Source organism: Salipiger bermudensis, assembly GCF_017309175.1.
Classification (GTDB): Bacteria; Pseudomonadota; Alphaproteobacteria; order Rhodobacterales; family Rhodobacteraceae; genus Salipiger; species Salipiger bermudensis.
On sequence record NZ_JAEKJV010000003.1, the window covers coordinates 303,995 to 325,406 of the forward strand.

Annotated in this window: 19 protein-coding genes; 13 read left to right on the forward strand and 6 right to left on the reverse strand. The window is 67.8% G+C overall.

The window, feature by feature from the left end; translation table 11 throughout:
* The first annotated feature begins 128 nt into the window (after nucleotides 1-128).
* Nucleotides 129-797: a hypothetical protein gene (locus tag JF542_RS06250; protein WP_207075147.1), complete on the forward strand. Its 669-nt coding sequence runs from the start codon at nucleotides 129-131 to the stop codon at nucleotides 795-797.
* The gene (locus JF542_RS06255; protein WP_207075148.1) at nucleotides 794-1,147 is read left to right on the forward strand and encodes a hypothetical protein; all 354 of its coding nucleotides are present in this window, start codon (nucleotides 794-796) and stop codon (nucleotides 1,145-1,147) included. Before JF542_RS06250 ends, JF542_RS06255 begins: the two co-directional genes overlap by 4 nt.
* 129 nt (nucleotides 1,148-1,276) lie before the next feature.
* Here JF542_RS06255 and JF542_RS06260 read toward each other — a convergent pair whose 3' ends face one another.
* The gene (locus tag JF542_RS06260; RefSeq protein WP_207075149.1) at nucleotides 1,277-2,089 is read right to left on the reverse strand and encodes a quinoprotein dehydrogenase-associated SoxYZ-like carrier; all 813 of its coding nucleotides are present in this window, start codon (nucleotides 2,087-2,089) and stop codon (nucleotides 1,277-1,279) included.
* A 124-nt stretch (nucleotides 2,090-2,213) separates the two neighbouring features.
* Between JF542_RS06260 and JF542_RS06265 the strand changes: the two genes are divergently transcribed.
* Nucleotides 2,214-3,218, forward strand: a complete 1,005-nt coding sequence (locus tag JF542_RS06265) for a quinoprotein relay system zinc metallohydrolase 2 (protein WP_207075150.1) — start codon at nucleotides 2,214-2,216, stop codon at nucleotides 3,216-3,218.
* A 78-nt stretch (nucleotides 3,219-3,296) separates the two neighbouring features.
* Here JF542_RS06265 and JF542_RS06270 read toward each other — a convergent pair whose 3' ends face one another.
* The 3 genes from JF542_RS06270 to JF542_RS06280 all read right to left on the reverse strand — a co-directional run bounded on the left by JF542_RS06270 (nucleotide 3,297) and on the right by JF542_RS06280 (nucleotide 6,122).
* Nucleotides 3,297-3,770 carry an acyl-CoA thioesterase gene (locus JF542_RS06270; protein WP_007802621.1) on the reverse strand — a complete coding sequence of 158 codons (474 nt, stop codon included), beginning with the start codon at nucleotides 3,768-3,770 and terminating at the stop codon, nucleotides 3,297-3,299.
* A gap of 75 nt (nucleotides 3,771-3,845) precedes the next feature.
* Entirely contained in the window at nucleotides 3,846-4,526 is a 681-nt protein-coding gene (locus JF542_RS06275) for a response regulator transcription factor (RefSeq protein WP_207075151.1), read from the reverse strand.
* A 9-nt stretch (nucleotides 4,527-4,535) separates the two neighbouring features.
* Nucleotides 4,536-6,122, reverse strand: coding sequence for a sensor histidine kinase (locus JF542_RS06280; protein ID WP_207075152.1), 1,587 nt, complete (start codon nucleotides 6,120-6,122; stop codon nucleotides 4,536-4,538).
* Nucleotides 6,123-6,299: 177 nt separating this feature from the next.
* Between JF542_RS06280 and JF542_RS06285 the strand changes: the two genes are divergently transcribed.
* The 7 genes from JF542_RS06285 (at nucleotide 6,300) to JF542_RS06315 (ending at nucleotide 14,235) form a co-directional block, all read left to right on the forward strand.
* On the forward strand, nucleotides 6,300-6,503 hold the full coding sequence (locus JF542_RS06285; RefSeq protein ID WP_007802616.1) for a hypothetical protein: 204 nt from the start codon (nucleotides 6,300-6,302) through the stop codon (nucleotides 6,501-6,503).
* Between the two features lie 249 nt (nucleotides 6,504-6,752).
* Nucleotides 6,753-7,556, forward strand: coding sequence for an ABC transporter permease (locus JF542_RS06290; RefSeq protein ID WP_007802615.1), 804 nt, complete (start codon nucleotides 6,753-6,755; stop codon nucleotides 7,554-7,556).
* A 46-nt stretch (nucleotides 7,557-7,602) separates the two neighbouring features.
* A complete protein-coding gene (locus JF542_RS06295) occupies nucleotides 7,603-8,325 on the forward strand; it encodes an ABC transporter ATP-binding protein (protein WP_207075153.1) in 723 nt (240 codons plus the stop codon).
* Nucleotides 8,322-9,116 (forward strand): ABC transporter permease, encoded by a 795-nt coding sequence (locus tag JF542_RS06300; protein ID WP_207075154.1) that lies wholly within the window; start codon nucleotides 8,322-8,324, stop codon nucleotides 9,114-9,116. Before JF542_RS06295 ends, JF542_RS06300 begins: the two co-directional genes overlap by 4 nt.
* A 278-nt stretch (nucleotides 9,117-9,394) precedes the next feature.
* Nucleotides 9,395-11,599, forward strand: coding sequence for an NADP-dependent isocitrate dehydrogenase (locus JF542_RS06305; protein ID WP_207075155.1), 2,205 nt, complete (start codon nucleotides 9,395-9,397; stop codon nucleotides 11,597-11,599).
* Between the two features lie 172 nt (nucleotides 11,600-11,771).
* Nucleotides 11,772-12,977 (forward strand): glycosyltransferase 87 family protein, encoded by a 1,206-nt coding sequence (locus JF542_RS06310; protein WP_207075156.1) that lies wholly within the window; start codon nucleotides 11,772-11,774, stop codon nucleotides 12,975-12,977.
* A 145-nt stretch (nucleotides 12,978-13,122) separates the two neighbouring features.
* Nucleotides 13,123-14,235, forward strand: a complete 1,113-nt coding sequence (locus JF542_RS06315) for an NAD(P)/FAD-dependent oxidoreductase (RefSeq protein WP_207075157.1) — start codon at nucleotides 13,123-13,125, stop codon at nucleotides 14,233-14,235.
* A 4-nt stretch (nucleotides 14,236-14,239) separates the two neighbouring features.
* On the opposite strand, the gene JF542_RS06320 is transcribed toward JF542_RS06315, so the two are convergent.
* Nucleotides 14,240-15,181 carry a YihY/virulence factor BrkB family protein gene (locus JF542_RS06320; RefSeq protein ID WP_207075158.1) on the reverse strand — a complete coding sequence of 314 codons (942 nt, stop codon included), beginning with the start codon at nucleotides 15,179-15,181 and terminating at the stop codon, nucleotides 14,240-14,242.
* Nucleotides 15,182-15,380: 199 nt separating this feature from the next.
* On the opposite strand from JF542_RS06320, the gene JF542_RS06325 reads away from it, so the two are divergent.
* Together JF542_RS06325 and JF542_RS06330 are read left to right on the forward strand one after the other, a co-directional pair.
* Entirely contained in the window at nucleotides 15,381-15,722 is a 342-nt protein-coding gene (locus JF542_RS06325) for a hypothetical protein (protein ID WP_224886079.1), read from the forward strand.
* The gene (locus tag JF542_RS06330; protein ID WP_207075159.1) at nucleotides 15,719-18,004 is read left to right on the forward strand and encodes an outer membrane protein assembly factor BamB family protein; all 2,286 of its coding nucleotides are present in this window, start codon (nucleotides 15,719-15,721) and stop codon (nucleotides 18,002-18,004) included. Before JF542_RS06325 ends, JF542_RS06330 begins: the two co-directional genes overlap by 4 nt.
* Before the next feature lie 175 nt (nucleotides 18,005-18,179).
* Here JF542_RS06330 and JF542_RS06335 read toward each other — a convergent pair whose 3' ends face one another.
* Nucleotides 18,180-18,872 (reverse strand): hypothetical protein, encoded by a 693-nt coding sequence (locus JF542_RS06335; protein WP_242533609.1) that lies wholly within the window; start codon nucleotides 18,870-18,872, stop codon nucleotides 18,180-18,182.
* Nucleotides 18,873-19,247: 375 nt separating this feature from the next.
* On the opposite strand from JF542_RS06335, the gene glgX reads away from it, so the two are divergent.
* Nucleotides 19,248-21,332 carry a glycogen debranching protein GlgX gene (gene glgX / locus JF542_RS06340; RefSeq protein WP_207075160.1) on the forward strand — a complete coding sequence of 695 codons (2,085 nt, stop codon included), beginning with the start codon at nucleotides 19,248-19,250 and terminating at the stop codon, nucleotides 21,330-21,332.
* Nucleotides 21,333-21,412 lie beyond the last annotated feature (80 nt).

Genomic DNA, 21,412 nt, shown 5'->3' on the forward strand with positions numbered 1-21,412 from the left:
CCGGGATATTTCCGGCCAGAAGAAGGGCAGGGCGTGGCGCGGGGTGGCGCGGGAGCGCGGCACCGACAAAAGTCGGCAATGACAGGGGGGGCAGGGGGAATAGCATGGGGCTCGGGAGGATTCACATCATGCGCAAGACACTGGCCCTTGTGGCGGCACTGAGCTGTTTCGCGGTCTCTGGCGGGGCGGCGACGACGGACGCGGAGCAGACCTATGATCTGCTCTTCAAGGGCGGCACGCTCGACGCGGTGAGCCGCGACGCGGAGCTGACCTACACCCGCGAGGTGCACAACGCCGCCAAGCCCGAGGCGGCGGAGCGCGACACCGGCGCCATCGCGCTGTCCTTCGAGGAGGGCGAGGCGGTGGTGGCGACGTTGGAATTCCGTCAGGATGGCAAGCACCGCAATCTCGGCAGCTTTCCGGCCAGCGTCGGCAATCCGATGATCATGGTGTTCTACGAGAGCGTGATCCGCGACATGGCCGAGACCGCCGGCGGATCGCCCTTTTACATCCGAAACCGGGTCAAGGAGGCGCTGGTGCAGCCCGCCGAGATCGAAACCGGGGAGGCAGAGTTCGGGGGCGAGACCGTGGCGACCCGGACGGTCACGCTGCGGCCGTTCCTCGACGATCCGAACCGCGACCGGATGATGGGGTTTGGCGATCTCGAGCTGCGGGTGACCATGTCGGATGCGGTCCCGGGGTGGTATCTCAGCCTGGTGGCCGAGGCGCCCGGAGCGCAGGGGACCGAGGAGGGCTACGTCTCGGCGCTGCGCTTCGAGCAGGTGACGGAGCAATGATCCGCGCGGTCGTGCTGGGGCTGGCGATGCTCGCGCCGGGCTGGGCCGCGGCACAGAGCGTCGCCGAACGGCTCAACGACTACCCGACCGAGGCGCGGGCGGATTACGTCTTTGGCTGCATGGCGTCGAACGGGCAGAGCCGGCAGGTGCTGCGGCAATGCGCCTGCTCGATCGACGAGATCGCGTCGATCCTTCCTTACGAAAAATATGTCGAGGCCGAGACGGTGCTGTCGATGCGGCTTACCGGGGGCGAGCGCATGGCGGTGTTCAGCAGCGCCGTCGCCGCCAACAACCTGGTGGTCGATCTGCGCCGGGCGCAGGCCGAGGCCGAGGTGGTGTGTTTCTTCTGAGGCGTTGCCCCCTTGGTCGGTGCCACCGGTCCCGTCGCCTCGGGCCTCAGTCTCGAGCCCCTGCGATGGTGACGATTGCTGACCGGCTGCTTGCGGTGACGCGCGCGTCTCAGAGCCGCCGCCTCCGCCCTAGCTTTCCACCTTTGGCAGTTCGGTCTCGAAGGTGTTGCCGTCGGTGTCACTGGCCCTGACCGTCAGCGCTGGCGCGCCGTTGTCGAGATAGCTGAAGCGGAACACCGGATTTTCGCTGATCGAGATGCCGCCATCCATCGCGAACAGCCTTTCCTCGCCCTGCCAGACCTCGAGATGGTCGATGAAATGTGCCGGGATGAAGAGCTGGGTGATCTGGTCGCGCTGCAGGCCGGAATAGTTCGGGTGCCGGATCTGGATCTGCGCCTCGCGCCGGGGCATCGAGATGGCCGGGGCCTCGGCCTCGCCGAAGAGCCGCAGCTTCATCTGGCCCATGTTGGCGAGCGCCACCTCGGGGTCACGGGTGGCGGGGGCGGAGCAGCCGCCGGAGGCCTTCACGAAGCGCCCGCCCATGCGCAGCCCCTCGGGCGTCTCGGCGATGACGCGGACGTTGGAATATTGGTTGACCCGCACCCGCATCTCGAAATCGAGCGGGGCCATGGCGGGCGCGAAGGTGAACGCGCCGGCGACAGGCGCCGGGTTCTCGTCGATCACCACGGTGGCGCGGTCGATCCGGGCCGAGAGATCGGTTTGCACGATGTGGATCGGCACGGTTGCGGCGTCCTCGGCGCGGTAGGGCGCCTCGATGGTGAAGAGCCCGTCGGCCGGGGTGATCTCGGCGTCGCCGACCACGTCGGCGCGCAGGCTCTGCCATGTCGGGCTCTCGGTCAGAGGGTTCTGGGTGTCGGCGGCGAGCGCCGGGACCGCCAGGGCGGCCGCCAGAAGGGCGGCGGGAATGGTGAGGCTGTCCATGCTTCTCCTCCTCGCATGGGATATTGTCGGATCATGCCACAGATCTGCGACTCACGGTACCGAGCGCTTTGTCGGTGTGGATCACGCCTGTGTGTGGCGCGAGGCTGCGGCGAGGAGGCGCGCGATGATCGAGGCGGTCGTGATGATCTGTGCGGCGCTGGCGGGGGAGCCCTGCCGCGCGGCGCTGGTGCCGGGCTACGAGGCGGAGAGCCTGGAGGCCTGCGAGGCGGCGCTTGCGGCGCGCGCGGTGGAGGGCGCGGTCTGCCAGGCCGCAGGTGGGGCGCTTGCGGTCGAGGAGGTGGCGCCCGGGGTCTTCGTGCATGTCGGCCGGATCGAGGAGCCGGATGTCGGCAACGGCGGCGATGTGTCGAACCTCGGTTTCGTCATCGGCGACGCGGCGGTGGCGGTGATCGACACCGGCTCGGCGGCGTGGGTCGGCGAGGCGCTGTGGCGGGCGATCCGGGCACAGACGGCGCTGCCGGTGCGGCACGTGATCCTCACCCATGTGCATCCCGATCACGTGCTGGGCGCCAGCGTCTTCCCCGGCGCCGAGGTCGTGGGCCACGCGGGTCTGGCGCGGGCGCTGGCAGAACGGCAGGGCAACTATCTCGAGAGTTTCGAGCGCGAGATCGGCCTGCCGCTGTTTCTCGGCACCGAGGCGCCCGAGGTGACGCGCGGCGTCGAGAGCGGCACGCTGATCGACCTAGGGGGCCGGGTGCTGGAGCTGCGCGCCTGGCAGACGGCGCATAGCAGCACCGATCTGACGGTGCTGGACCGGACCACGGGGACGCTCTTTGCCGGCGATCTGATCTTCGACGGGCACGTGCCTGCGCTCGACGGCAGCCTGCGGGGCTGGCAGGCGGTGCTGACCGAGATGCAGGGGCTCGACGTGGCGCGGCTGGTGCCGGGGCATGGCGGTCCGGTGCTCGAATGGCCCGAGGGCGGGGCGCCGGTGCTGGGCTATCTCGATGTGCTGGCGCGGGATGCGCGGGCGGCGATCGACGCAGGGATGCGGCTGGGGGACGCAGTGCAGGAGATCGGGATCAGCGAGGCGGGGGCGTGGGCGCTCTTCGAGGCGTTCAACGCGCGGAACGCGACGGTCGCCTATACCGAGCTCGAGTGGGAGTAGGGGCCTGTCACGCCGGGGCGCGATCAGTTCCCCAGCGCGGACCCAAGCCCGCATGGCGCCGCAATGCTCGGTGGCCCCTCAGCCCTCGGACGCCTTTTGCAGCTCCTCGGAGAACTGCCGGCGCAGGCGGCGGCGGACATCGGCGGCGCGGTTGCGCTTTTCCTCGGTCTCGGTGAGGATCTTCAGCTCCGGCACCTGCGCCGGCTTGCCGTCATCGCCCATCGCCACCATGGTGAAATAGCACGAGTTGGTGTGCCGCCGCGTGCCCTTGCGGATGTCCTCGGCCTCGACCCGGATGCCGATCTCCATCGAGGTGCGCCCGACATGGTTCACCGCGGCGCGGAAGGTCACCAGCTCGCCGACGTTGATCGGCTGCTTGAAGGTCACCTGGTCCACCGAGAGCGTCACCGCGTAGCGCCCGGAAAACCGCGAGGCGCAGGAAAACGCCACACGGTCGAGCAGGTTCAGAAGCGCGCCACCATGCACCTTGCCGCTGAAATTCGCCATGTCCGGCGTCATCAGAACGGTCATTTCAAGCTGCCTCGGGTCCATTGGTCGCTCCTGTCCTAGCATCCCCGGTGTTTGCGCCAAACACGCGCGAGCGCGCAAGGCCAAACTGCCGCCGGGTCAGCGGGTGGGGGCAACACCATCCAGACAGAAGCCGCGATTGCGCATCGTGGTGATCTCGAAGCCGAAATCCGAGGCAGGATGCAGCTTCTTGCGCAGGTAGCCAATGTACACGTCGACCACGTTTTCCGAACGCGACTCGCCGGCCCAGAGCGCATCGAAAATGGTGCCGCGGGGCAGGGGGGAGCCGGCATGGTCTGCCAGCAGCGCCAGCAGCGCGAATTCGCGTTCCGTCAGGTGCTCCGAGCGGGTCTCGGTGACGAGGCTCTGGTCCTGCGCCCGCAGCTGGGCCGGTGAGGGGCGCAGAGCGGCGACGCGGCGCTCCTGCACCTTGAGCCGCGCCACCAACTCGTCGAAGGAGAACGGTTTGACCACGTAATCATCCGCCCCCGCCTCGAGTCCGGCGGCGCGGTGTTCGACCTCCGAGAGCGCCGAGAGCATGACGATGGGCAGCTGCGCGCCCCCGGCGCGCGCGGCGCGCACCAGCTCGATGCCGCTGTCGGCGCCGAGCATGACATCGACCACCGCAGCGACATAGCGTTGGCTGGTCAGCTCGGGCAGGGCGGTGTCGGCGCGGTTGCGGGTCTCGACCGCGTAGCCGTGCAACCCCAGCCCGCGCGCCAGCGCCGAGCAGATCTCGGGGTCGTCATCGACCACAAGGAGGGGGGCGGCATCCTTCATGGCGAGAGCTTAGGCGCTGGCCGCAGGAAGACGAACCGAGATTTTTGTCCCGGGTGCGTCGCCGAGGGCGATTTCGCGGGGCAGGGGGCTCGTCACCGCGATCGTGCCGCCCTGTTGCTCAACCACCCAGCGCGCCAGCGCGAGGCCGAGACCGAAGCCCTGCGCGGTGCCGCCCGATCCTTGCGCGAAGCGGTCGAAGATCCGCGCCTGATCCCCGGGCGCGATGCCGGGGCCGTTGTCGCTGACTGCGACCGTGCCATCGGGCGTGACCTCGAGGCGCAGCGCACCGCCGCTGCGGGCGTGGCGGATGGCGTTGCGGATGAGTCCCACGATCACCTGCCGCAGCCAGTTGCGGTCTCCCTCGACGGTGACCTCGGGGAGAGCGCCGGGGGCGGCGAGGGTCATGCCGGCGTTCGACAGTTCGGCGGCGGTCTCGGCGATGGCGTCCTGCACCAGAGCGCCGAGATCCACCGGCGCTGTGTCGAGCCCGAGCTGGCCGGTCTCGGACCGCGCGATGCGCAACAGGTCGTCGATGCGGCGATTGAGGCGGGTGGCGCGGGTTTCGATGGTGGCGAAGGCCGCCTGCGGGTCGGGCGCGCCCTGCCGGCCGAGCTGTGCCTCCATCAGGATGACGGTCAGCGGTGTGCGCAGTTCGTGCGAGATGTCGGCGAAGAAGCGGCGGCGGTCCTCGTCAGTGCGCTCGAGCCGCATGTTGGCGGCGCGCAGCGCCTCGGTGCGCTCGTCGATGATCTGGTTCAGGCGCGCGCGATCCTTTGCCACGGTCTCGGCGCGGGTGGCGAGCGCCTCGGCCATGCGGTTGGTCTCGGCGTAGAGCTGGCCGATCTCGTCTTGACGGTCGTCGGGCAGGCGAATGGCGAAATCCTCGCCACGGATGCGCTGCGCAGCGGCGCGCAGCGCGTCGAGCCGCCGGAACTGCGGCCGCACGAGGCCGAGATAGACTGCGGCGCAGAGCAGCAGCGCCGCCAGTCCCATCGCGAGCGCAACGCTGGTCAGCCGCTGGCGCAGGCTGTCGATGCCGGTCAGGATCTCGCGCCTCAGGCGTTTCTCCTCGTTGACCGCCTCGGCGAGAAGCGGCTCGAAGCCGGAGGCGAAGGTGTCGAGATAGGCACGCAGGCGGTCGCGGTCATCTGTCGCCGAGATCAGACCGTCATGGGCCTGAGCAAAGCGTGCCTCCATACGGGCGATCGACAGAGACAGCGTGGCGCGGCGGGTCTGGGCGTCGAGCCCGAGGCTCTCGGCGCTGGTGACCTCGGCATCGAGCCCGGCACGCAGCCGGGTGAAGGTCCGGCGCATGTTGGCGGCGATGGTGTCGGTGCGCTCGGCGCGCACCTCGGGCGGCTGGCCACGCTGGATGACCTCGGCGGCGACCACGATAAAGGTGGAGACCTGGGTGGAGAGCGCGGCGTATTCCTCGAGCCGGCGTTCGGCAGCGAGCGCGCTGTCGAGCCGGTCGGAGACCTGCGCCATGCCGAGCACCACCATGGCCGCGGTGAGCAGGGTGGTCAGGGTCAGAAGGCCCGCGGCAAGCCCGAGGCGGGCCTTGAGCGACAGGGGCGGCAAGCGGCGCGTTAACATTTGGTCAGCTTTGTTTACCTTTATTTAACGCCCAAAATGTGGCATTCTGGGGCATTCACTGCCGAAAAATCCGTCTAATGCTGCAATGCAGCATGGGTGACACAAATGCTTTGAACCCATTTTCATCCTGCCTGCGTGACTCTGACACTGCATCACGTCCCAACCCACGAGGCAAACATGATTGAGCTTCTCTTTGTGGCCTGCCTGTCCACAGCGCCAGATCAGTGCCAGGAACGCAGCCTGCTGTTCACCGACATTTCTCCCATGACCTGCATGATGGGCGCGCAGCCCGAGCTTGCGAAATGGACCGAGACGCATCCGGCCTTTCGGGTGACCGGCTGGAAATGCCAGATGGTCAACCCGAACGAGAAAGAGGTCTGATCCCGTCACGCGGCCCTGTCGGGAGGGCCGGCCGCGTGACTCCTTCTTTGATCCTTTCCGGTCCCCGGAGTTTGTGACTTTGCGAGCGTAGCGCCTGTCTTACCCGTGGTTGCGAAGGCGCATCGCAGCCTGGGCAATTTCGCCCATCCTGCGGTGATCCCGACGAAAATGCGCCTCCTCCCTTAGGAGCAATTGACGCCGCCCGGACAAGGGGCCACGCTTCCCGCCGGAGGCAGGGGGAGGAGACCCGTGCAGGGACAAGATACGGCCGAGCGCTGGCAGCGCACGGGGAGCGCCACGGGCCGGGCGCCCGGGGGCGTCGCGGTGACCGCGATCTCGCTCTGCGGGCTGGTGCTGCTGTGGGTCCTGGCCGCCACGCTGACCGATGACGCGCAGGTGCTGCCGCAGCCATGGGACCTGATCGAGCCCTTCGTGCAGGCGCTGAGCTCGGGTGAGCTGCTCTTTCACCTGGGCCGCACGCTGGGTCGGGTGGCCTGGGCCTTCGTGCTGGCGATGAGCCTCGGCATCGCGCTGGGACTGGCGATGGGGCGGCTTCCGGCGTTGGATCGCTGGCTCGATCCGTGGCTGGTGATCTTCCTCAACCTGCCGGCACTGGTGCTGATCGTGCTGTGCTATCTCTGGATCGGTCTCACCGAGACCGCCGCCATCGCAGCCGTCACACTCAACAAGATCCCCAACGTCGCCACGGTGATCCGCGAGGGCGCCCGGGCGCTCGATCCGGGGCTCGACGATATGGCCGGGGTCTACCGGATGCCCTGGGCCACGCGGATGCGCCACGTGGTGCTGCCGCAGCTCGCGCCCTTTGTCACCGCCGCCGCGCGCTCGGGCGTCGCGGTGATCTGGAAGATCGTGCTGGTGGTCGAGTTCCTTGGCCGCTCGAACGGCGTCGGTTTCCAGATCCACCTGTATTTCCAGCTCTTCGACGTGGCCATGGTGCTGGTCTACGCCTTCTCCTTCATCGCGGTGATGCTGGCGGTGGAGTGGCTGGTGCTGCAACCCTGGGAGCGTCGGGTGCGCCGATGGCGCGGGTGATGCCCGGCGAAACGCCCACGACAACAATGATACGCAAAAGGCCCGCATGACCGCTCTGGAAATCAATGACCTCGGCTACAGCTTTGGTGCCAAGCGCGCACTCGACGGGGTAAGCTTTGCCCTGCGGCCGGGCAAGTTCACCGCGCTGCTTGGCCCCAACGGTGCCGGCAAGTCGACGCTGTTTTCGCTGCTCACCCGGCTTTTCGTCAGCCGCGAGGGGCGGATCTCGGTTGCCGGGCACGATCTGGCGCGCGAGCCGCGCGCGGCGCTGTCGAAGATCGGCGTGGTGTTCCAACAGCCGACGCTGGATCTCGACATGTCGGTGATGCGCAACATGCGGTATTTCGCGGCGCTGCACGGCATCTCTGGGCGCGAGGCGAATGCGCGCTCCGAGCGCGCGCTGGCGCAGCTTGGCATGGTCGAGCGGGCGGGCGAGAAGGTGCGCGACCTCAACGGCGGCCACCGCCGCCGCATGGAGATCGCCCGCGCGCTGATCCACGAGCCCGAGGTGCTGCTGCTCGACGAGCCGACGGTGGGGCTCGATTTCAAGAGCCGTCAGGCCATCGTCGACCACGTGCACGGGCTGGCCGAGCGCGGGCTCACGGTGTTCTGGGCCACGCACCTGGTGGACGAAATCCGCGACTACGACGACGTGGTGGTGCTGCACCGGGGCCGGGTGCTGGCGCACCGCGCCGCCGCCAAGCTGCGCGAGGGCCGGCCGCTGGCCGAGGTCTTCATCGAGATGACCGGCGGGGAGGAGACACGATGAGCCTTTATCTCACCGCCATGCTCGCGATCATTCGCCGCGAGGCGCTGCGCTTCATCCATCAGCGCTCGCGCTTTCTCGCCGCACTCGTCCGGCCGCTGGTTTGGCTGGTGGTCTTCGCCGCCGGATTCCGCGCGGCGCTGGGGCTGTCGATCATCCCGCCCTATCAGACCTATATCACCTACGAGGTCTATATCGTGCCCGGCCTCTGCGGCATGATCCAGCTGTTCAACGGGATGCAGTCCTCGCTGTCGCTGGTCTACGATCAGGAAATGGGCTCGATGCGGCTGCTGCTGACCTCGCCGCTGCCGCGCTGGTGGCTGCTCTTCTCCAAGCTGCTTGCGGGCGTGGCGGTGTCGATCCTGCAGGTCTATGTCTTTCTTGCCATCGCGGCCGGGTTCGGCATCGTGCTGCCGCTGGCCGGCTATGCGCTGGTGCTGCCAGCGCTGCTGGTCTCGGGGCTGATGCTGGGGGCGCTGGGGCTGCTGATCTCCTCGACCATCCGCCAACTCGAGAATTTCGCGGGGGTGATGAACTTCGTGATCTTCCCGATGTTCTTCCTGTCGACGGCGCTTTACCCGCTCTGGAAGATGGCCGAGAGCTCGACCCTACTGCGCGACATCTGCGCCTGGAACCCGTTCACCCACGCGGTCGAGCTGATCCGTTTTGCGCTCTATCTCGAGCTCAACGGCTGGGCGCTGCTCTGGGTCTGTCTGAGTTTCGCGGTGTTCTTCGGGCTGGCGCTGGTGGGCTATGACCCGGCCTACGGGATGACCCGGCGCCGCAAGGGCTGAGCCTCTGCGCGCAAAGCCAAGGTGACGCCGCCGGGACTGGCGATCTGGTGACGCTGGCGCCGCCTGTCGAGGTCTTTCAAAGGTGGACGGGAGAAACCGGGGCGTTCGGCAGGCGCATCGCCATCGCTCGGGCAGGCGATGCGCGTCTCCCCTCCGCCCTGCGCGCTAACACCGCCAATAGGGGCTTTCTGCCCCGCTAAGGTGATGTTAAGCCCTTGCTCAACCACCCCTGCCGCTTATCGGCATCCCCCCAGATCCATCGGAGGAGCGAAAGTACCATGGCCGACCAGAACACTCCCGACATTGTGTATACAAAGGTAGACGAAGCGCCCGAGCTGGCCTCGGCCTCGCTTTTGCCGATCATCCAGAGCTTTGCGTCCGCGGCGGGAATCAGCGTCGGGACCAAGGACATTTCGCTCGCCGGCCGCATCATCTCGACCTTCCCCGAGGTGCTGACCGACGAACAGAAGCAGTCGGACGACCTCGCATGGCTCGGCGAGTGGGTGAAGAAGCCCGAAGCGAACGTCATCAAGCTGCCCAACATCTCGGCGTCCGAGCCGCAGCTCGTCGCCGCGGTCAAGGAACTGCAGGAGCAGGGCTACGCACTGCCGGACTACCCCTATTCCCCGTCCACCGACGAGGAAAAGGCCGTGCGCGCCAAGTATGACACCATCAAGGGCTCGGCGGTGAACCCGGTCCTGCGCGAGGGCAACTCCGACCGCCGCGCCGCGGCTGCCGTGAAGAACTACGCCCAGTCCAACCCGCACCGCATGGGCGAGTGGACCTCCGACAGCAAGACCCGCGTGGCCTCGATGTCGGGTGGCGACTTCTTCTCGAACGAAGTGTCGGCGACCCTGCCCAAGGCCGCGACCGCCAAGATCGTGCTCGAGACCGCCGAAGGCGAGACCGTCCTGAAAGAGGGCGTCTCCTACCCCGAGGGCACCGTGGTCGATGCGACCTACATGTCGGCTAAGGCGCTCGACGCCTTCCTCGCGGAAGAGATCGAGAAGACCAAGGCCGAGGGCACGCTGTTCTCGCTGCACATGAAGGCCACCATGATGAAGGTCTCCGACCCGATCATCTTCGGCCACGCGGTCAAGGAATGGCTCAAGCCGGTGTTCGAAAAGTACGGCGCCAAGCTGGAAGAGCTCGGCGTGAACCCCAACGGCGGCCTCGGTGCGCTGCTCGAGCGGGTCAAGGACGAGCCCGAGATCCTCAAGGCCATCGAGGAGGTGCGCGACACCCGCCCGCCGATGTACATGGTCAATTCGGACAAGGGCATCACCAACCTGCACGTGCCCTCCGACGTGATCATCGACGCCTCGATGCCGGCACTGATCCGCGATGGCGGCAAGGGCTGGGGCCCGGACAACGCGCAGCACGACACCAACTGCGTGATCCCCGACAACTCTTACGCGCCGGTCTATGACGCCGCGATCGAGTTCTTCAAGGCCAACGGCAAGCTCGACCCGGCCACCGCCGGCACCGTGCAGAACCTCGGCCTGATGGCGCAGAAGGCGGAAGAGTACGGCTCGCACCCGACCACCTTCGAGATCCCCTCGGCAGGCACCGTGAAGATGATCCTCGACGACGGCACCGTGCTGCACAGCCACGCGGTCGAAGCGGGCGACATCTGGCGTTCGGCCTCGGCCCGCAAGGCGCCGATCGAGGACTGGGTGAACCTTGCCATCGAGCGTCAGAAGGCCACCGGCTACCGCGCCATCTTCTGGCTTGACGCCAACCGCGCCCACGATGCCGAGCTGATCGCCTACGTGAAGCCGATCCTCGAGGCCAAGGGCGTGGCCGACAAGTTCGAGATCATGGCGCCGCGCGAAGCCACCATCGCCTCGCTCGAGACCATCACCAAGGGCGAGAACACCATCGCGATCACCGGCAACGTGCTGCGCGACTACCTCACCGATCTGTTCCCGATCCTCGAACTCGCGACCTCGGCCAAGATGCTGTCGATCGTCAAGCTGATGAACGGCGGCGGCCTGTTCGAGACGGGCGCCGGCGGCTCGGCACCCAAGCACGTGCAGCAGCTCATGGAGCAGAACCACCTGCGCTGGGACTCGCTTGGCGAATTCTGCGCGCTTGGCGAAAGCTTCAAGTTCTACGCCGACCAGACCGGCAACGAGAAGGCGCGGGTGCTGGGCGAGGCGGTCGACATCGCCACGCAAGGCATCCTCGACGAGAACCGCTCGCCCTCGCGCAAGGTCGGTGAGCCCGACAACCGCGACAGCCACTACTGGTTCGCCCGCTACTGGGCGCAGGCGCTGTCCGAGCAGTCGACCGATGCCGAGCTGAAGGCCCATTTCGAGCCCATCGCCACGGCGCTGGTCGCCAGCGAAGCCGCCATCGTCGGCGAGCTTTCGGCGGCACAGGGCAAGGCTGTGGATCTCGGCGGCTACTACCACGGCGACGCGGTCAAGACCGCATCCGTGATGCGCCCGTCGGGCACGCTGAACGGCATCATCGGCTGATCCGCTTCTGATCTTCCCCCGTCCTCGTATGCGAGGGCGGGGGGCTCACGCCCGGTCGCGGGCAAAAACGCGACACCTTGCCGAGCACGACTGCGCGGCGCTGAGGCAGCGCTTGCGATGCGCCCGGCCCTTCGACAGGTTTCGTCCGAAAGATCGAACTCGGAGAGCCGTCGTGTCATCAGGAAATGTGTCGTCGGGACATCCGCGGTCGCTTGCATATTTCGCGACGCTGCTGCTGACGCTTGTCGCCACCGGGGCGCTTTACCTGCTGTATCTTTCCGGCCTGCAGGCGGGCGGCTTCGACGCCGCCGGTCTGCTGCTGGGCCGGGATTTCCTCAACCTGCATTTCGCCGGCACCCTGCTGGGGCAGGGCGAGATGACCACGCTGTTCGACCAGCAGGCCTATGCCGAGGCGATGCGGGCGCATCTCGGGCGCGACTACACGATCCACAACTGGTCCTACCCGCCGCACATGTTCCCGGTGGCGCAGCTCGCCGCGAGCCTGCCGTATTTCGTGGCGCTGGGGCTCTGGACGCTGCTCGGTGTGGCGCTGACCTGCGTCGGGGCACGGCTTGCCGGGGTGCCGCTGGCGTGGCTTCTGCCGATCGTGCTGTCCCCGGCGGTGACGGTCAACCTTCTGGCCGGGCAGAACGGCACCTATACCGCCGGGCTGCTGCTGCTGGCGCTGACGCTGGCCGAACGGCGGCGCTGGCTGGGGGCAGGGCTGTGCTGGGCGCTGCTCACGGTCAAGCCGCATCTTGGGCTGCTGGCGCTGCCGATGGTGCTGCTGCGCCGGCAATGGCGCATCGTGGCGGCGGGGGCGGTCTGCCTGTCGGTGATCGTCGCGCTGACACTGGCGCTCTACGGGGCCGAGCCTTGGCGCCTGTTCCTCACCGAGACCACCGCGCAGCAGCGGGTGGTGGTGGAAGAGTGGCGCGGGCTCTTGCTCAAGCTGATGCCGACCGCCTTTATCGCCGGGCGCCTTGCAGGGCTTGAGACCGGTGCGGCCTACCTGCTGCACGGCGGCGTTGCGATGCTGACGCTGCTGCTGCTCTGGCGCAGCTGGCCGGGGCAGGGGGGCACGTTGCGGGACTGGATCACGTGGTTCAGCCTCGGCACGTTCCTGTTGCTGCCCTACAGCTTCTACTATGACCTCGTGATCGTGCAGGTCATGCTGGTGCTCTGGGTCGGGGATCCGAAGGGGCTGTTCCCGACGCGTTCGGAAGCGGTGGCGCAGATCGCTTGGTACGTGGCGTGGTTCTTGCCCTACCTCTGCTATCTCGCGGCCTTTGCCTGGAACCTGCAACCGGCGCCGGTTCTTCTGCTGTTGATGCTGTTTGGTCGGCTCATGGACCAGCGGCGCGCCGAGCCCGCCTAGTCGGCGGTTGTCTTCGCGCAACGCCTTGGACGGCGGGTAAGATCGGGGAAAGCATCCGAAGCGCGGGCGCGCCATGGGGCGTGGATCTGAGCGCGTGTCACGCTCTGATCTTGCCCGGACCGGGCCGCGATGGCATGAGCGCTGCATGGACAAGGTCGATTGCATCATTGCCGGCGCGGGCGTCGTCGGGCTCGCCATCGCACGGGCGCTCGCGCAGCGAGGCGTCGAGGTTCTGATCCTGGAACCAGAGGACGCCTTTGGCACCGGCACCTCGTCGCGGAACTCCGAGGTGATCCACGCCGGCATCTACTATCCCACCGGCAGCCTGAAGGCGCAGCTCTGCGTCGAGGGCAAGGCGCGGCTCTACGACTATGCGCGCGCCTTCGACGTGCCACACAGGCGCTGCGGCAAGTTGATCGTGGCGACCAGCGACGCGCAGGTGGCAGCACTGGAGGGCATCCGCGCCAAGGCCAAGGCGGCGGGGGTGCATGATCTGCGGTTGATCCCGGCGGACGAGGCGCTGTCCATGGAGCCCGAGCTTGCCTGCAAGGCGGCGCTTCTCTCGCCCTCCACGGGGATCGTGGACAGCCACGCGCTGATGTTGTCGCTGCTGGGGCAGGCGGAACAGGCCGGCGCCCTCCTGAGCCTCGGGACGCGGGTTGCCGGGGTGCGGGCGACGGCTGACGGGTTCGAGGTGACCAGCGAGGATGTCGCCAGCGGCGAGTGCTTCACCATGGGCTGCGCGCATTTCGTGAATGCCGCCGGGCTTCATGCCTCCGAGCTTGCGGCGCGCATCGAAGGTCTTGGCGCGGCTCACGTCCCCACGACCCTCTACGCACGCGGCAATTATTTCGCGCTCCCCGGGCGGGCGGCGTTTTCGCGGCTGATCTACCCGGTGCCCGAGCCCGGCGGTCTCGGCGTGCACCTGACGCTCGATCTGGGCGGCGGCATGCGGTTCGGGCCGGATGTGGAGTGGATCGACGGCGTCGACTATCGGGTCAATGGCGCGCGCGCGGGGCATTTCGAGACCGAGATCCGCAGGTACTGGCCGGCGCTGCCGGCAGGCGCGCTCGCGCCGACCTATTGCGGCATCCGACCCAAGCTCTCGGGCCCTGGTGAGCCGGCGGCAGATTTCCGCATCGACGGGTCGGAGGTGCACGGAGTGGCGGGGCTCGTGAATCTCTTCGGTATCGAAAGCCCGGGGCTGACCGCGTCGCTGGCGATTGCCGAGCGGGTGGCGGGGCAGCTGGCGCGCTGAGGCCTCAGCCCTCGGGCGTGGTGTCGGCGACGACGGCGCCGCGCTCGCCCATCGGAAGGCGCGGACCGCGCGTTGTATCGGCGCGGGTCTGATGCTCGAGCTCGGCGTTGATCTTGCCGCCAAGCAGCACCACGAAGGCCGAAATCCAGAGCCAGAACAGCAGGATGACCACCCCGGCGAGCGATCCGAAGGTTTCCTGATAGCTGCCGAAATTCTCCGCGTAGATCGAGAAGCCCACCGAGGTGACGATCCACAGCAGGCAGGCGATGGCGGCCCCAGGCGTGACCCAGCGCCAGCGCGCCGGGCGGCGGTCGGGGCCGAAGTGATAGATCAGCGCCACGGCGAGCACCGTGAAGCCCAGCAGCAGAACCCAGCGCAGGCCCGAGACGAGCAATTCCGCCGTGCCACCCAGGGGGATCACCGCGAGGACGCCGGGCAGAATCAGCACCCCGGCAAAGGCCAGCACAAGGCCGACGATCAAGAGGAAGGTCAGCGCCATGGTTGTGAGCTTCAGCTTGACGAAGCCCCGGCTCTCGCGCTCGCCGTAGGCGACGTTGAGCCCGGCCACGAGGTTGCCCACCCCGGCGGAGGCCGAGTAGAGCGCCAGCCCGAGGCCCAGCAGAGCCGCGAGACCGAGCCCACCCTGGTCCGACCCGGCAACGCTCTTGGCCTGATCGATGACGATCTCGGCGGCGCGGTCCGGCAGCATGGCCGAGATCTGCTGGATCTGGTCGGTCACGTCGGCCGGGGTCAGGAACAGCCCGGCCACGGCCATCAGCGCCGTGATCGCCGGGAAGATGGCCAGAAGCCCGAAGAAGGCGACCCCGGCGGCGATCAGGCTGAGCCGGTCCTCGCCGATCCCGTCCTTCACGCGCAGGGCGGCGGCCTTCCAGCTGGCCCGGCCGAGTTCGGCGGGGCGGGAGGCGAAAGAGGTCTCTGCGGGCATGACTGGCTCCGGTCGGCAAAGGCTATTGGAGATGAACCCGCCGTCACGCCAGCGAGTTCCCGCCGATCTGCCGTCACGGGCAATTCTCACGAAAGGCTCTCAATTATTTGTCAGCGCCGTGTGTCGCCCTACTCCTCATGCGTGTGGCGGCGTGCTGCTCCCCGGCGCATCGCCCCTGACACATGAACAGGAGCCACTCATGTCATATCGCCATGGCCTCACGGTCATAATGGTCTTTGCGATCGTTGCCATCGGCTGCGGTCTCTACGGCTATTTCGCCCCGCTCACCGGCGTTACCGGAGTCTGGGGGCCGCTCGCGGCCGCCTTCGGAGCGCTTTGCATTCTTCTCGGTGGCGCGCTGATGGTGCGTGCCCGCAGCCGCGGCGCCCGGTTCGTGCTGATGCTGCTTCTGGCGCTTGGCATCGTTCTCACCGCCTTCGCCGCATGGTTGCTGCACCAGTGGATCATGCTGGCCGCGCTTGGGCTTTGCGCCGTGGGCTGGCTGGCCGCCGTTTCCGGACCGGAAGGAGATGTCGCATGAACCGTCTGTTGCGATCCACCGCCATCCTGACCCTGCTTGCCGTACCCGTTTTCGCTCAGCAGGAAGATACCCCTGGTCCGACCGCTGAACCCGAGGCCGCGGCGCCGGAGACCGGTGTGCCCGCGCCCGAAGAGGCCGCGCCGGAGCCAGAGGCCACCGCCGACGCGGACGATGCGCCCGCCGAACCCGCGGAGGCGGGTGCTGAGGGTGACGCCGCGCCAGCCCGCGACGCGGCCGAGCCTGACACCGCCGAGACCAACGGTGCGACACCTGCGGCCGATGCGCCCGCCGCCGAGCCGGGCACGGCTGAAGACGATGCGTCAGCGTCGGAAGAGCCCCCAGCCGACAGCGCGGAGGCTGCGTCGGAGGATACCCCTGCCGAGCCCGAGAGCGAGACCGCGCAGGCCCGGCCCTCTTCGGATGCGAAGGTGCCGGCCTCCGGGCCCGGCTGGCCGAGCTTCCACGGTCAGGTTTCGGGCGCCAAGTACTCGCCGCTCGAGCAGATCACGCCCGAGAATGTCGGCGAGCTGGAGCTCGCCTGGCGGCTCGAGACCGGCGACGTCTCGGACGGCTCCGGCGATCTGCCGGCGACGGTCTGGTCGGCGACGCCGATCTACGCCAACGACCTGCTCTATATCGGGACGCCGTTCTACCGCGTGCTCGCGGTTGATCCTGCCACCGGCGAAGAGGTCTGGAGCTTCGACAGCCAGTCGACCCTCGAGGCCCTGACCCAGCCGGCGCTGAAGAACCGCGGTGTGGCCTACTGGGAGGCCGCCGAGCCGGTCGAGGGCGAGGCCTGCCAGCGCATCGTCTATCTCGGCACCATGGACGCGCAGCTCTTCGCGCTCGACGCCGATGACGGCGCGCTTTGCGAGGACTTTGCCGATGGCGGCGTGCTCGATGTGAACCAGTGGAACACCGTCAACGACCGCTGGCCGCTGTCCCTGCTGCAGCCACCCACCATCGTCGACGATCACGTCATCATCGGCTGGGCCGGCAATGACTGGGACTGGGCCGAGGCGCCTCCGGGCTCGGTGTTCTCGGTCAACGCGCAGACGGGCGAGCTGGAATGGACCTTCGACACCATCCCCGAAGAGATCCGCGAACGCACCGGCACCGCCAATGTCTGGACCGCGATGAGCGCCGACGAGGAGCGCGGCATCGTCTACCTGCCGGTGGCCTCGCCGTCGCCCAACTACTGGGGCGGCAACCGCACCGAGGATATCCCCTATGCCACCTCGACCACGGCGCTCGACATCGAGACCGGCGAGGTGATCTGGTCGCGGCAATGGGTGCATCACGACATCTGGGACTATGACATCAACTCGGCGCCCACGCTGATGGACATCACCGTCGACGGCGAGGAGATCCCGGCCCTGATGCAGGCCACCAAGATGGGCTTCCTCTTCGTGGTCAACCGCGAGACCGGCGAGGATATCTGGCCGATCGAGGAACGCGCGGTCCCCGCCGGCGACATCGAGGGCGAGCGCTATCCCCCGACCCAGCCCTTCCCGACCGTGCCAGCGCCGCTGATCGACCAGTCGACGCTGCCCGACGTCTGGCCCCTCGCCGATATCGCCTCCTTCGGCGAGTGCTCGGCGCTCTGGGACGAGATGCAATATGCCGGCATGTACCAGCCGCCCACCACCGAGGGCGCCGGGGCAGGGGCCTATCCGAACTCGGCCGGCGTGGTGCAGTGGGGCGGCGTGGGCTTCGACCCGGAGCGCCAGCTCGCGGTGGTCAATCTCAGCCACGTGGTGCAGTACATCCAGCTCTACGAGCGCGAGGAATACGACCGCATCAACGGCGAGGCCGGCCCGGGCGAAAGCGGCTTCCACCCGCAGACCGGCGCGCCCTACGGCATGTCGCTCAAGACCGCGCTGAACCGCTGGGGCATGCCCTGCTGGAAGCCGCCCTTTGGCGAGCTGGCGGCCATCGACATGAGCACCGGCGAGATCGTCTGGCGCAAACCGTTCGGCTCGTCGCAGCGCTATGGCTTCTACATGCCGGAGATGTGGGGTTCGCCCACCATCGGCGGACCCGCAGTGACCGCCTCGGGGCTGATCTTCATCGGCGCCACCATGGATGCCAAGGTCCGCGCCTACGATCTGCAGACCGGCGAGGAACTCTGGGAAGACCTCACCGAGGCGCCCTCGGTGTCTAACCCGGCGATCTACGAACATGACGGCGCGCAATACGTCGCCTTCGTGTCGGGCGGGAACTCCATCCTCAAGCCCTTGGTGGGCGACATGGTCTCGGTCTACCGCCTGCCTGTGGAGTGATCACACTGACGAGACGCGAGAGGCGCGCCGAAAGGTGCGCCTCTATCGCTGGCAATGCGGTTCGACCGTCGAGCGCGTTGCCTGCGCGGAACGAGGCCGCAGGCCGCCGCGTGACGACGCGAGGCACTATTCATCCGGCACGTACAGAAGCGCGCCGGAGAACAACGCCGAGGGTCTAGCTCCGCTCCGACATTTTCCCCGGATTGTCGATCACCCGCAGGCCCAGCCGCGCCTCGCGGGCGCGGCGCACCTGGCGGGGCAGCAGGTTGCCTGTCAGCGCCGAGAGGTAGGCGGTGATCTCGGTCTCGGCGCGCTCGCGGCTCTTCTTGGCCCGCAGGAGCCGGCCCAGAGACGAGCCGCGCTCTGCCGCCCTGGCTGCCAGCAGCATCAGGGTGATCTCGCGCAGCCGGTAGAGCGTCATCTCCGCCACATCCGGGCTCAGCCCGGCGAGCAGCGGCTCGGGTGGGGTGAGCTCGGACAGCAGCGCGCGCAGCGTCTCGCCGTGCTTGGACTCTTCGGCGCGGGTCAGGCAGACCTCCACCACGCCCGCCATCTCGGCCTGAAACACCGCCCGGCCGACCTTGGCGGATTGCTCGGAGTAGCCCTGCTGGCGGATCATCGTCAGTTCGCCGCGCTTGGGATCGTCGGCCACGGTAAGCCCCTCGAGTTCGAGCTCGGAGGGCTCGGACTCGCCGAGCGCGTCGCGCAATCCGCTGGCCTCGGCAAAGACCGCGAGCTGCAAGAGGTCGTCCCGCGACAGGTCGCAGGAGAGGCGGCTGATGCCGGTGCCGCGGTCTCCCCGGAAGCTCAGGGAGAGACGGCAGGTGCCGTCGTCGCGCATGTCCATGACGAAGATTTTCGAAGTCATGGCCGGGAATTAGGCGCAGGCGAAAGCGGGTGCAAGCGGGCCGTTCGAAGACGCGACGGGCGCTGGCGGATTTCGACCGATGCGGGCTCTGGCGCGGTGCCAAACATATCGGCCGCCCGGAATTCGACACGCGTCCGAAGAAAGTTGGGAACCAGAACGGCTCGAAGAGGTTAGGCTGGTGGTCAGCGGATGTCCGGCCTGCGAGTCTCCCCCTTTCAGTTGCCGCCGGACAACACGACCGCGCAGACCCCAAAGACACCCGAGCGACCCCGAGAGGATGCCCACGCGAATGCCACATCGCCTTTCGCACGTCGTGCCTGCCGCCCGCTCGCTTATCTCTCCGCCTCTCCCCTCCCCATGATCCCGGAACCTGCCATGCTTCACTCGCACAACGAGACGATCGATCCGCGCGAAGCCAGCGTCGATCCCGCCCGCTCCCGCCCCGATCAGCTCGGCGCCCGTTTTGACGGCGAGGGCACCAACTTTGCGCTGTTCTCGCAGCACGCCGACGCGGTCGAGCTCTGCCTCTTCGACACCGAGGGGAACGAAGAGCTCGCGCGGCTTGAGCTGCCGCGCGCCGAGGGCGGGATCTTCTTTGGCTATTGCCCGGGCGTGACGCCGGGGCAGGCCTATGGCTACCGCGTGCACGGACCGCATAAGCCCAAGGACGGCCATCGCTTCAACCCGCACAAGCTGCTGCTCGATCCCTATGCCATGGCGATGCGCGGCACGCTCGAGTGGGACGATGCGCTCTACGGCTACCCGGTGGGCGGCTCGGATCTCGAACTCGACACCCGTGACAGTGCCCCCTTCATGCCCAAGGCGGTGGTCGCAGACCCGGTCTTCGACTGGGAGGCGGACCAGCAGCCGCGCGTGCGCTGGCAGGATACGGTGATCTACGAGGCGCATGTGAAGGGCCTCACCATGCGCCATCCGGGCGTGGTGCAGGCCGATCGCGGTACCTTTCGCGGCCTCGCCTCGGAGCCGGTGATCGAGCACCTGCAGAAGATCGGCGTGACCACGATCGAGCTTCTGCCGATCCACGCCATGGTGCAGGACCGCCACCTCGTCGAGCAGGGGCTGCGCAACTACTGGGGCTACAATACGCTGGGCTTCTTCGCGCCGAACCGCAATTACCTCGCCTCCGAGGACGTGCGCGAGGTGCGCGCGGCGGTCAAGCGCTTCCACGCCGCCGGCATCGAGGTGATCCTCGACGTGGTCTACAACCACACCGCCGAGGGCAACGAGCTTGGTCCGATGCTGTCCTTCAAGGGCATCGACAACGCCAGCTATTACCTGCTCTCGCCCGTGGATCGCCGCCACGGCTTTGATACCACCGGCACCGGCAACACGCTCAACGTCTCACACCCGATGGTGCTGCGGTTGGTGATGGACAGCTTGCGCTACTGGGTCGAGGCTTTCCACGTGGACGGCTTCCGCTTCGACCTGGCGTCGACTCTGGCGCGCGAGCCCGACGGGTTCGAGCGCGAGGGCGCCTTCTTCAACGCCATCCGGCAGGATCCGGTGCTGAGCCAGGTCAAGCTCATCGCCGAGCCGTGGGACGTGGGCGATGGCGGCTATCAGGTCGGCGGGTTCCCGTGGCCCTTCCGCGAGTGGAACGACAAGTTCCGCGACGACGTGCGCGCCTTCTGGCGCCGCGATCCGGGGCTCCTCCCGGGTCTGTCGGAGCGGCTGATGGGCAGCCCGGTGCAGTTCGACCATTCGCTGCGGCCCGCAACCTCGTCGGTGAACTTCGTCGCCGCCCATGACGGTTTCACCCTTTGGGACACGGTGTCGTACAACGACAAGCACAACGAGGCCAATGGCGAGGGCAACCGTGACGGTCACGGCCACAACCTCTCGGACAATATGGGCCACGAGGGGGAAACCGAGGACGCGGGCATCAACGCCGCCCGCGAGGCGCGGGTGAAGGGCCTGCTGGCAACCACATTGCTGTCGCATGGCGTGCCGATGATCCTTGCCGGCGACGAACTTGGCCAGACCCAAGACGGCAACAACAACGCCTATTGCCAGGACAACGAGACCACCTGGATCGACTGGGAGGGCGCGCGCCCCGGCCTGATCGAGGCGGTCGCCGCTTTGACCGCGCTGCGCCGGGACTGGCGCGCGCATCTCGCGCCCTACGGGTTCTGGCCGCGCCCAGAGGCCACCGAGACGATCTGGATCCATCCCGAGGGCCGCGACATGTCGGGCGACGACTGGCAGGATGGCGGGCTCTTCGCGGTCGGCATGCGCCACCATCAGGAAGACTGTTCGGACCTTCTCGTGCTGATCAATGGCGGCGATGCCTGCACCTTCACGCTGCCCGAGGATGGCGACTGGCAGCTCATCCTCGACACGTCGCGCGAGCCGGTGGCCTGCGCCGAGACGATGGAGGCGCAGTTCACCGTCGAGACACAGGCGGTGGCGGTCCTGAAGGATCTCTCCGGCGGCGCCTGACCTGCCTTTGACCGCTGCGCCTGCCGGCTTCGGCGGGAACCGGGCGCAGCGGATCACCCCTCTCGGCAGGGGCCCGCCGG

Bases quoted from the DNA above. Each gene is read 5' to 3' on its own strand.
- JF542_RS06280 (WP_207075152.1), bottom strand. From the start codon at position 6,122: ATGTTAACGCGCCGCTTGCCGCCCCTGTCGCTCAAGGCCCGCCTCGGG.
- JF542_RS06295 (WP_207075153.1), top strand. From the start codon at position 7,603: ATGACCGCTCTGGAAATCAATGACCTCGGCTACAGCTTTGGTGCCAAG.
- JF542_RS06315 (WP_207075157.1), top strand. From the start codon at position 13,123: ATGGACAAGGTCGATTGCATCATTGCCGGCGCGGGCGTCGTCGGGCTC.
- glgX (WP_207075160.1), top strand. From the start codon at position 19,248: ATGCTTCACTCGCACAACGAGACGATCGATCCGCGCGAAGCCAGCGTC.
- JF542_RS06285 (WP_007802616.1), top strand. From the start codon at position 6,300: ATGATTGAGCTTCTCTTTGTGGCCTGCCTGTCCACAGCGCCAGATCAG.
- JF542_RS06320 (WP_207075158.1), bottom strand. From the start codon at position 15,181: ATGCCCGCAGAGACCTCTTTCGCCTCCCGCCCCGCCGAACTCGGCCGG.
- JF542_RS06300 (WP_207075154.1), top strand. From the start codon at position 8,322: ATGAGCCTTTATCTCACCGCCATGCTCGCGATCATTCGCCGCGAGGCG.
- JF542_RS06275 (WP_207075151.1), bottom strand. From the start codon at position 4,526: ATGAAGGATGCCGCCCCCCTCCTTGTGGTCGATGACGACCCCGAGATC.
- JF542_RS06305 (WP_207075155.1), top strand. From the start codon at position 9,395: ATGGCCGACCAGAACACTCCCGACATTGTGTATACAAAGGTAGACGAA.
- JF542_RS06260 (WP_207075149.1), bottom strand. From the start codon at position 2,089: ATGGACAGCCTCACCATTCCCGCCGCCCTTCTGGCGGCCGCCCTGGCG.
- JF542_RS06335 (WP_242533609.1), bottom strand. From the start codon at position 18,872: ATGACTTCGAAAATCTTCGTCATGGACATGCGCGACGACGGCACCTGC.
- JF542_RS06255 (WP_207075148.1), top strand. From the start codon at position 794: ATGATCCGCGCGGTCGTGCTGGGGCTGGCGATGCTCGCGCCGGGCTGG.
- JF542_RS06270 (WP_007802621.1), bottom strand. From the start codon at position 3,770: ATGGACCCGAGGCAGCTTGAAATGACCGTTCTGATGACGCCGGACATG.
- JF542_RS06330 (WP_207075159.1), top strand. From the start codon at position 15,719: ATGAACCGTCTGTTGCGATCCACCGCCATCCTGACCCTGCTTGCCGTA.
- JF542_RS06325 (WP_224886079.1), top strand. From the start codon at position 15,381: ATGTCATATCGCCATGGCCTCACGGTCATAATGGTCTTTGCGATCGTT.
- JF542_RS06265 (WP_207075150.1), top strand. From the start codon at position 2,214: ATGATCGAGGCGGTCGTGATGATCTGTGCGGCGCTGGCGGGGGAGCCC.
- JF542_RS06250 (WP_207075147.1), top strand. From the start codon at position 129: ATGCGCAAGACACTGGCCCTTGTGGCGGCACTGAGCTGTTTCGCGGTC.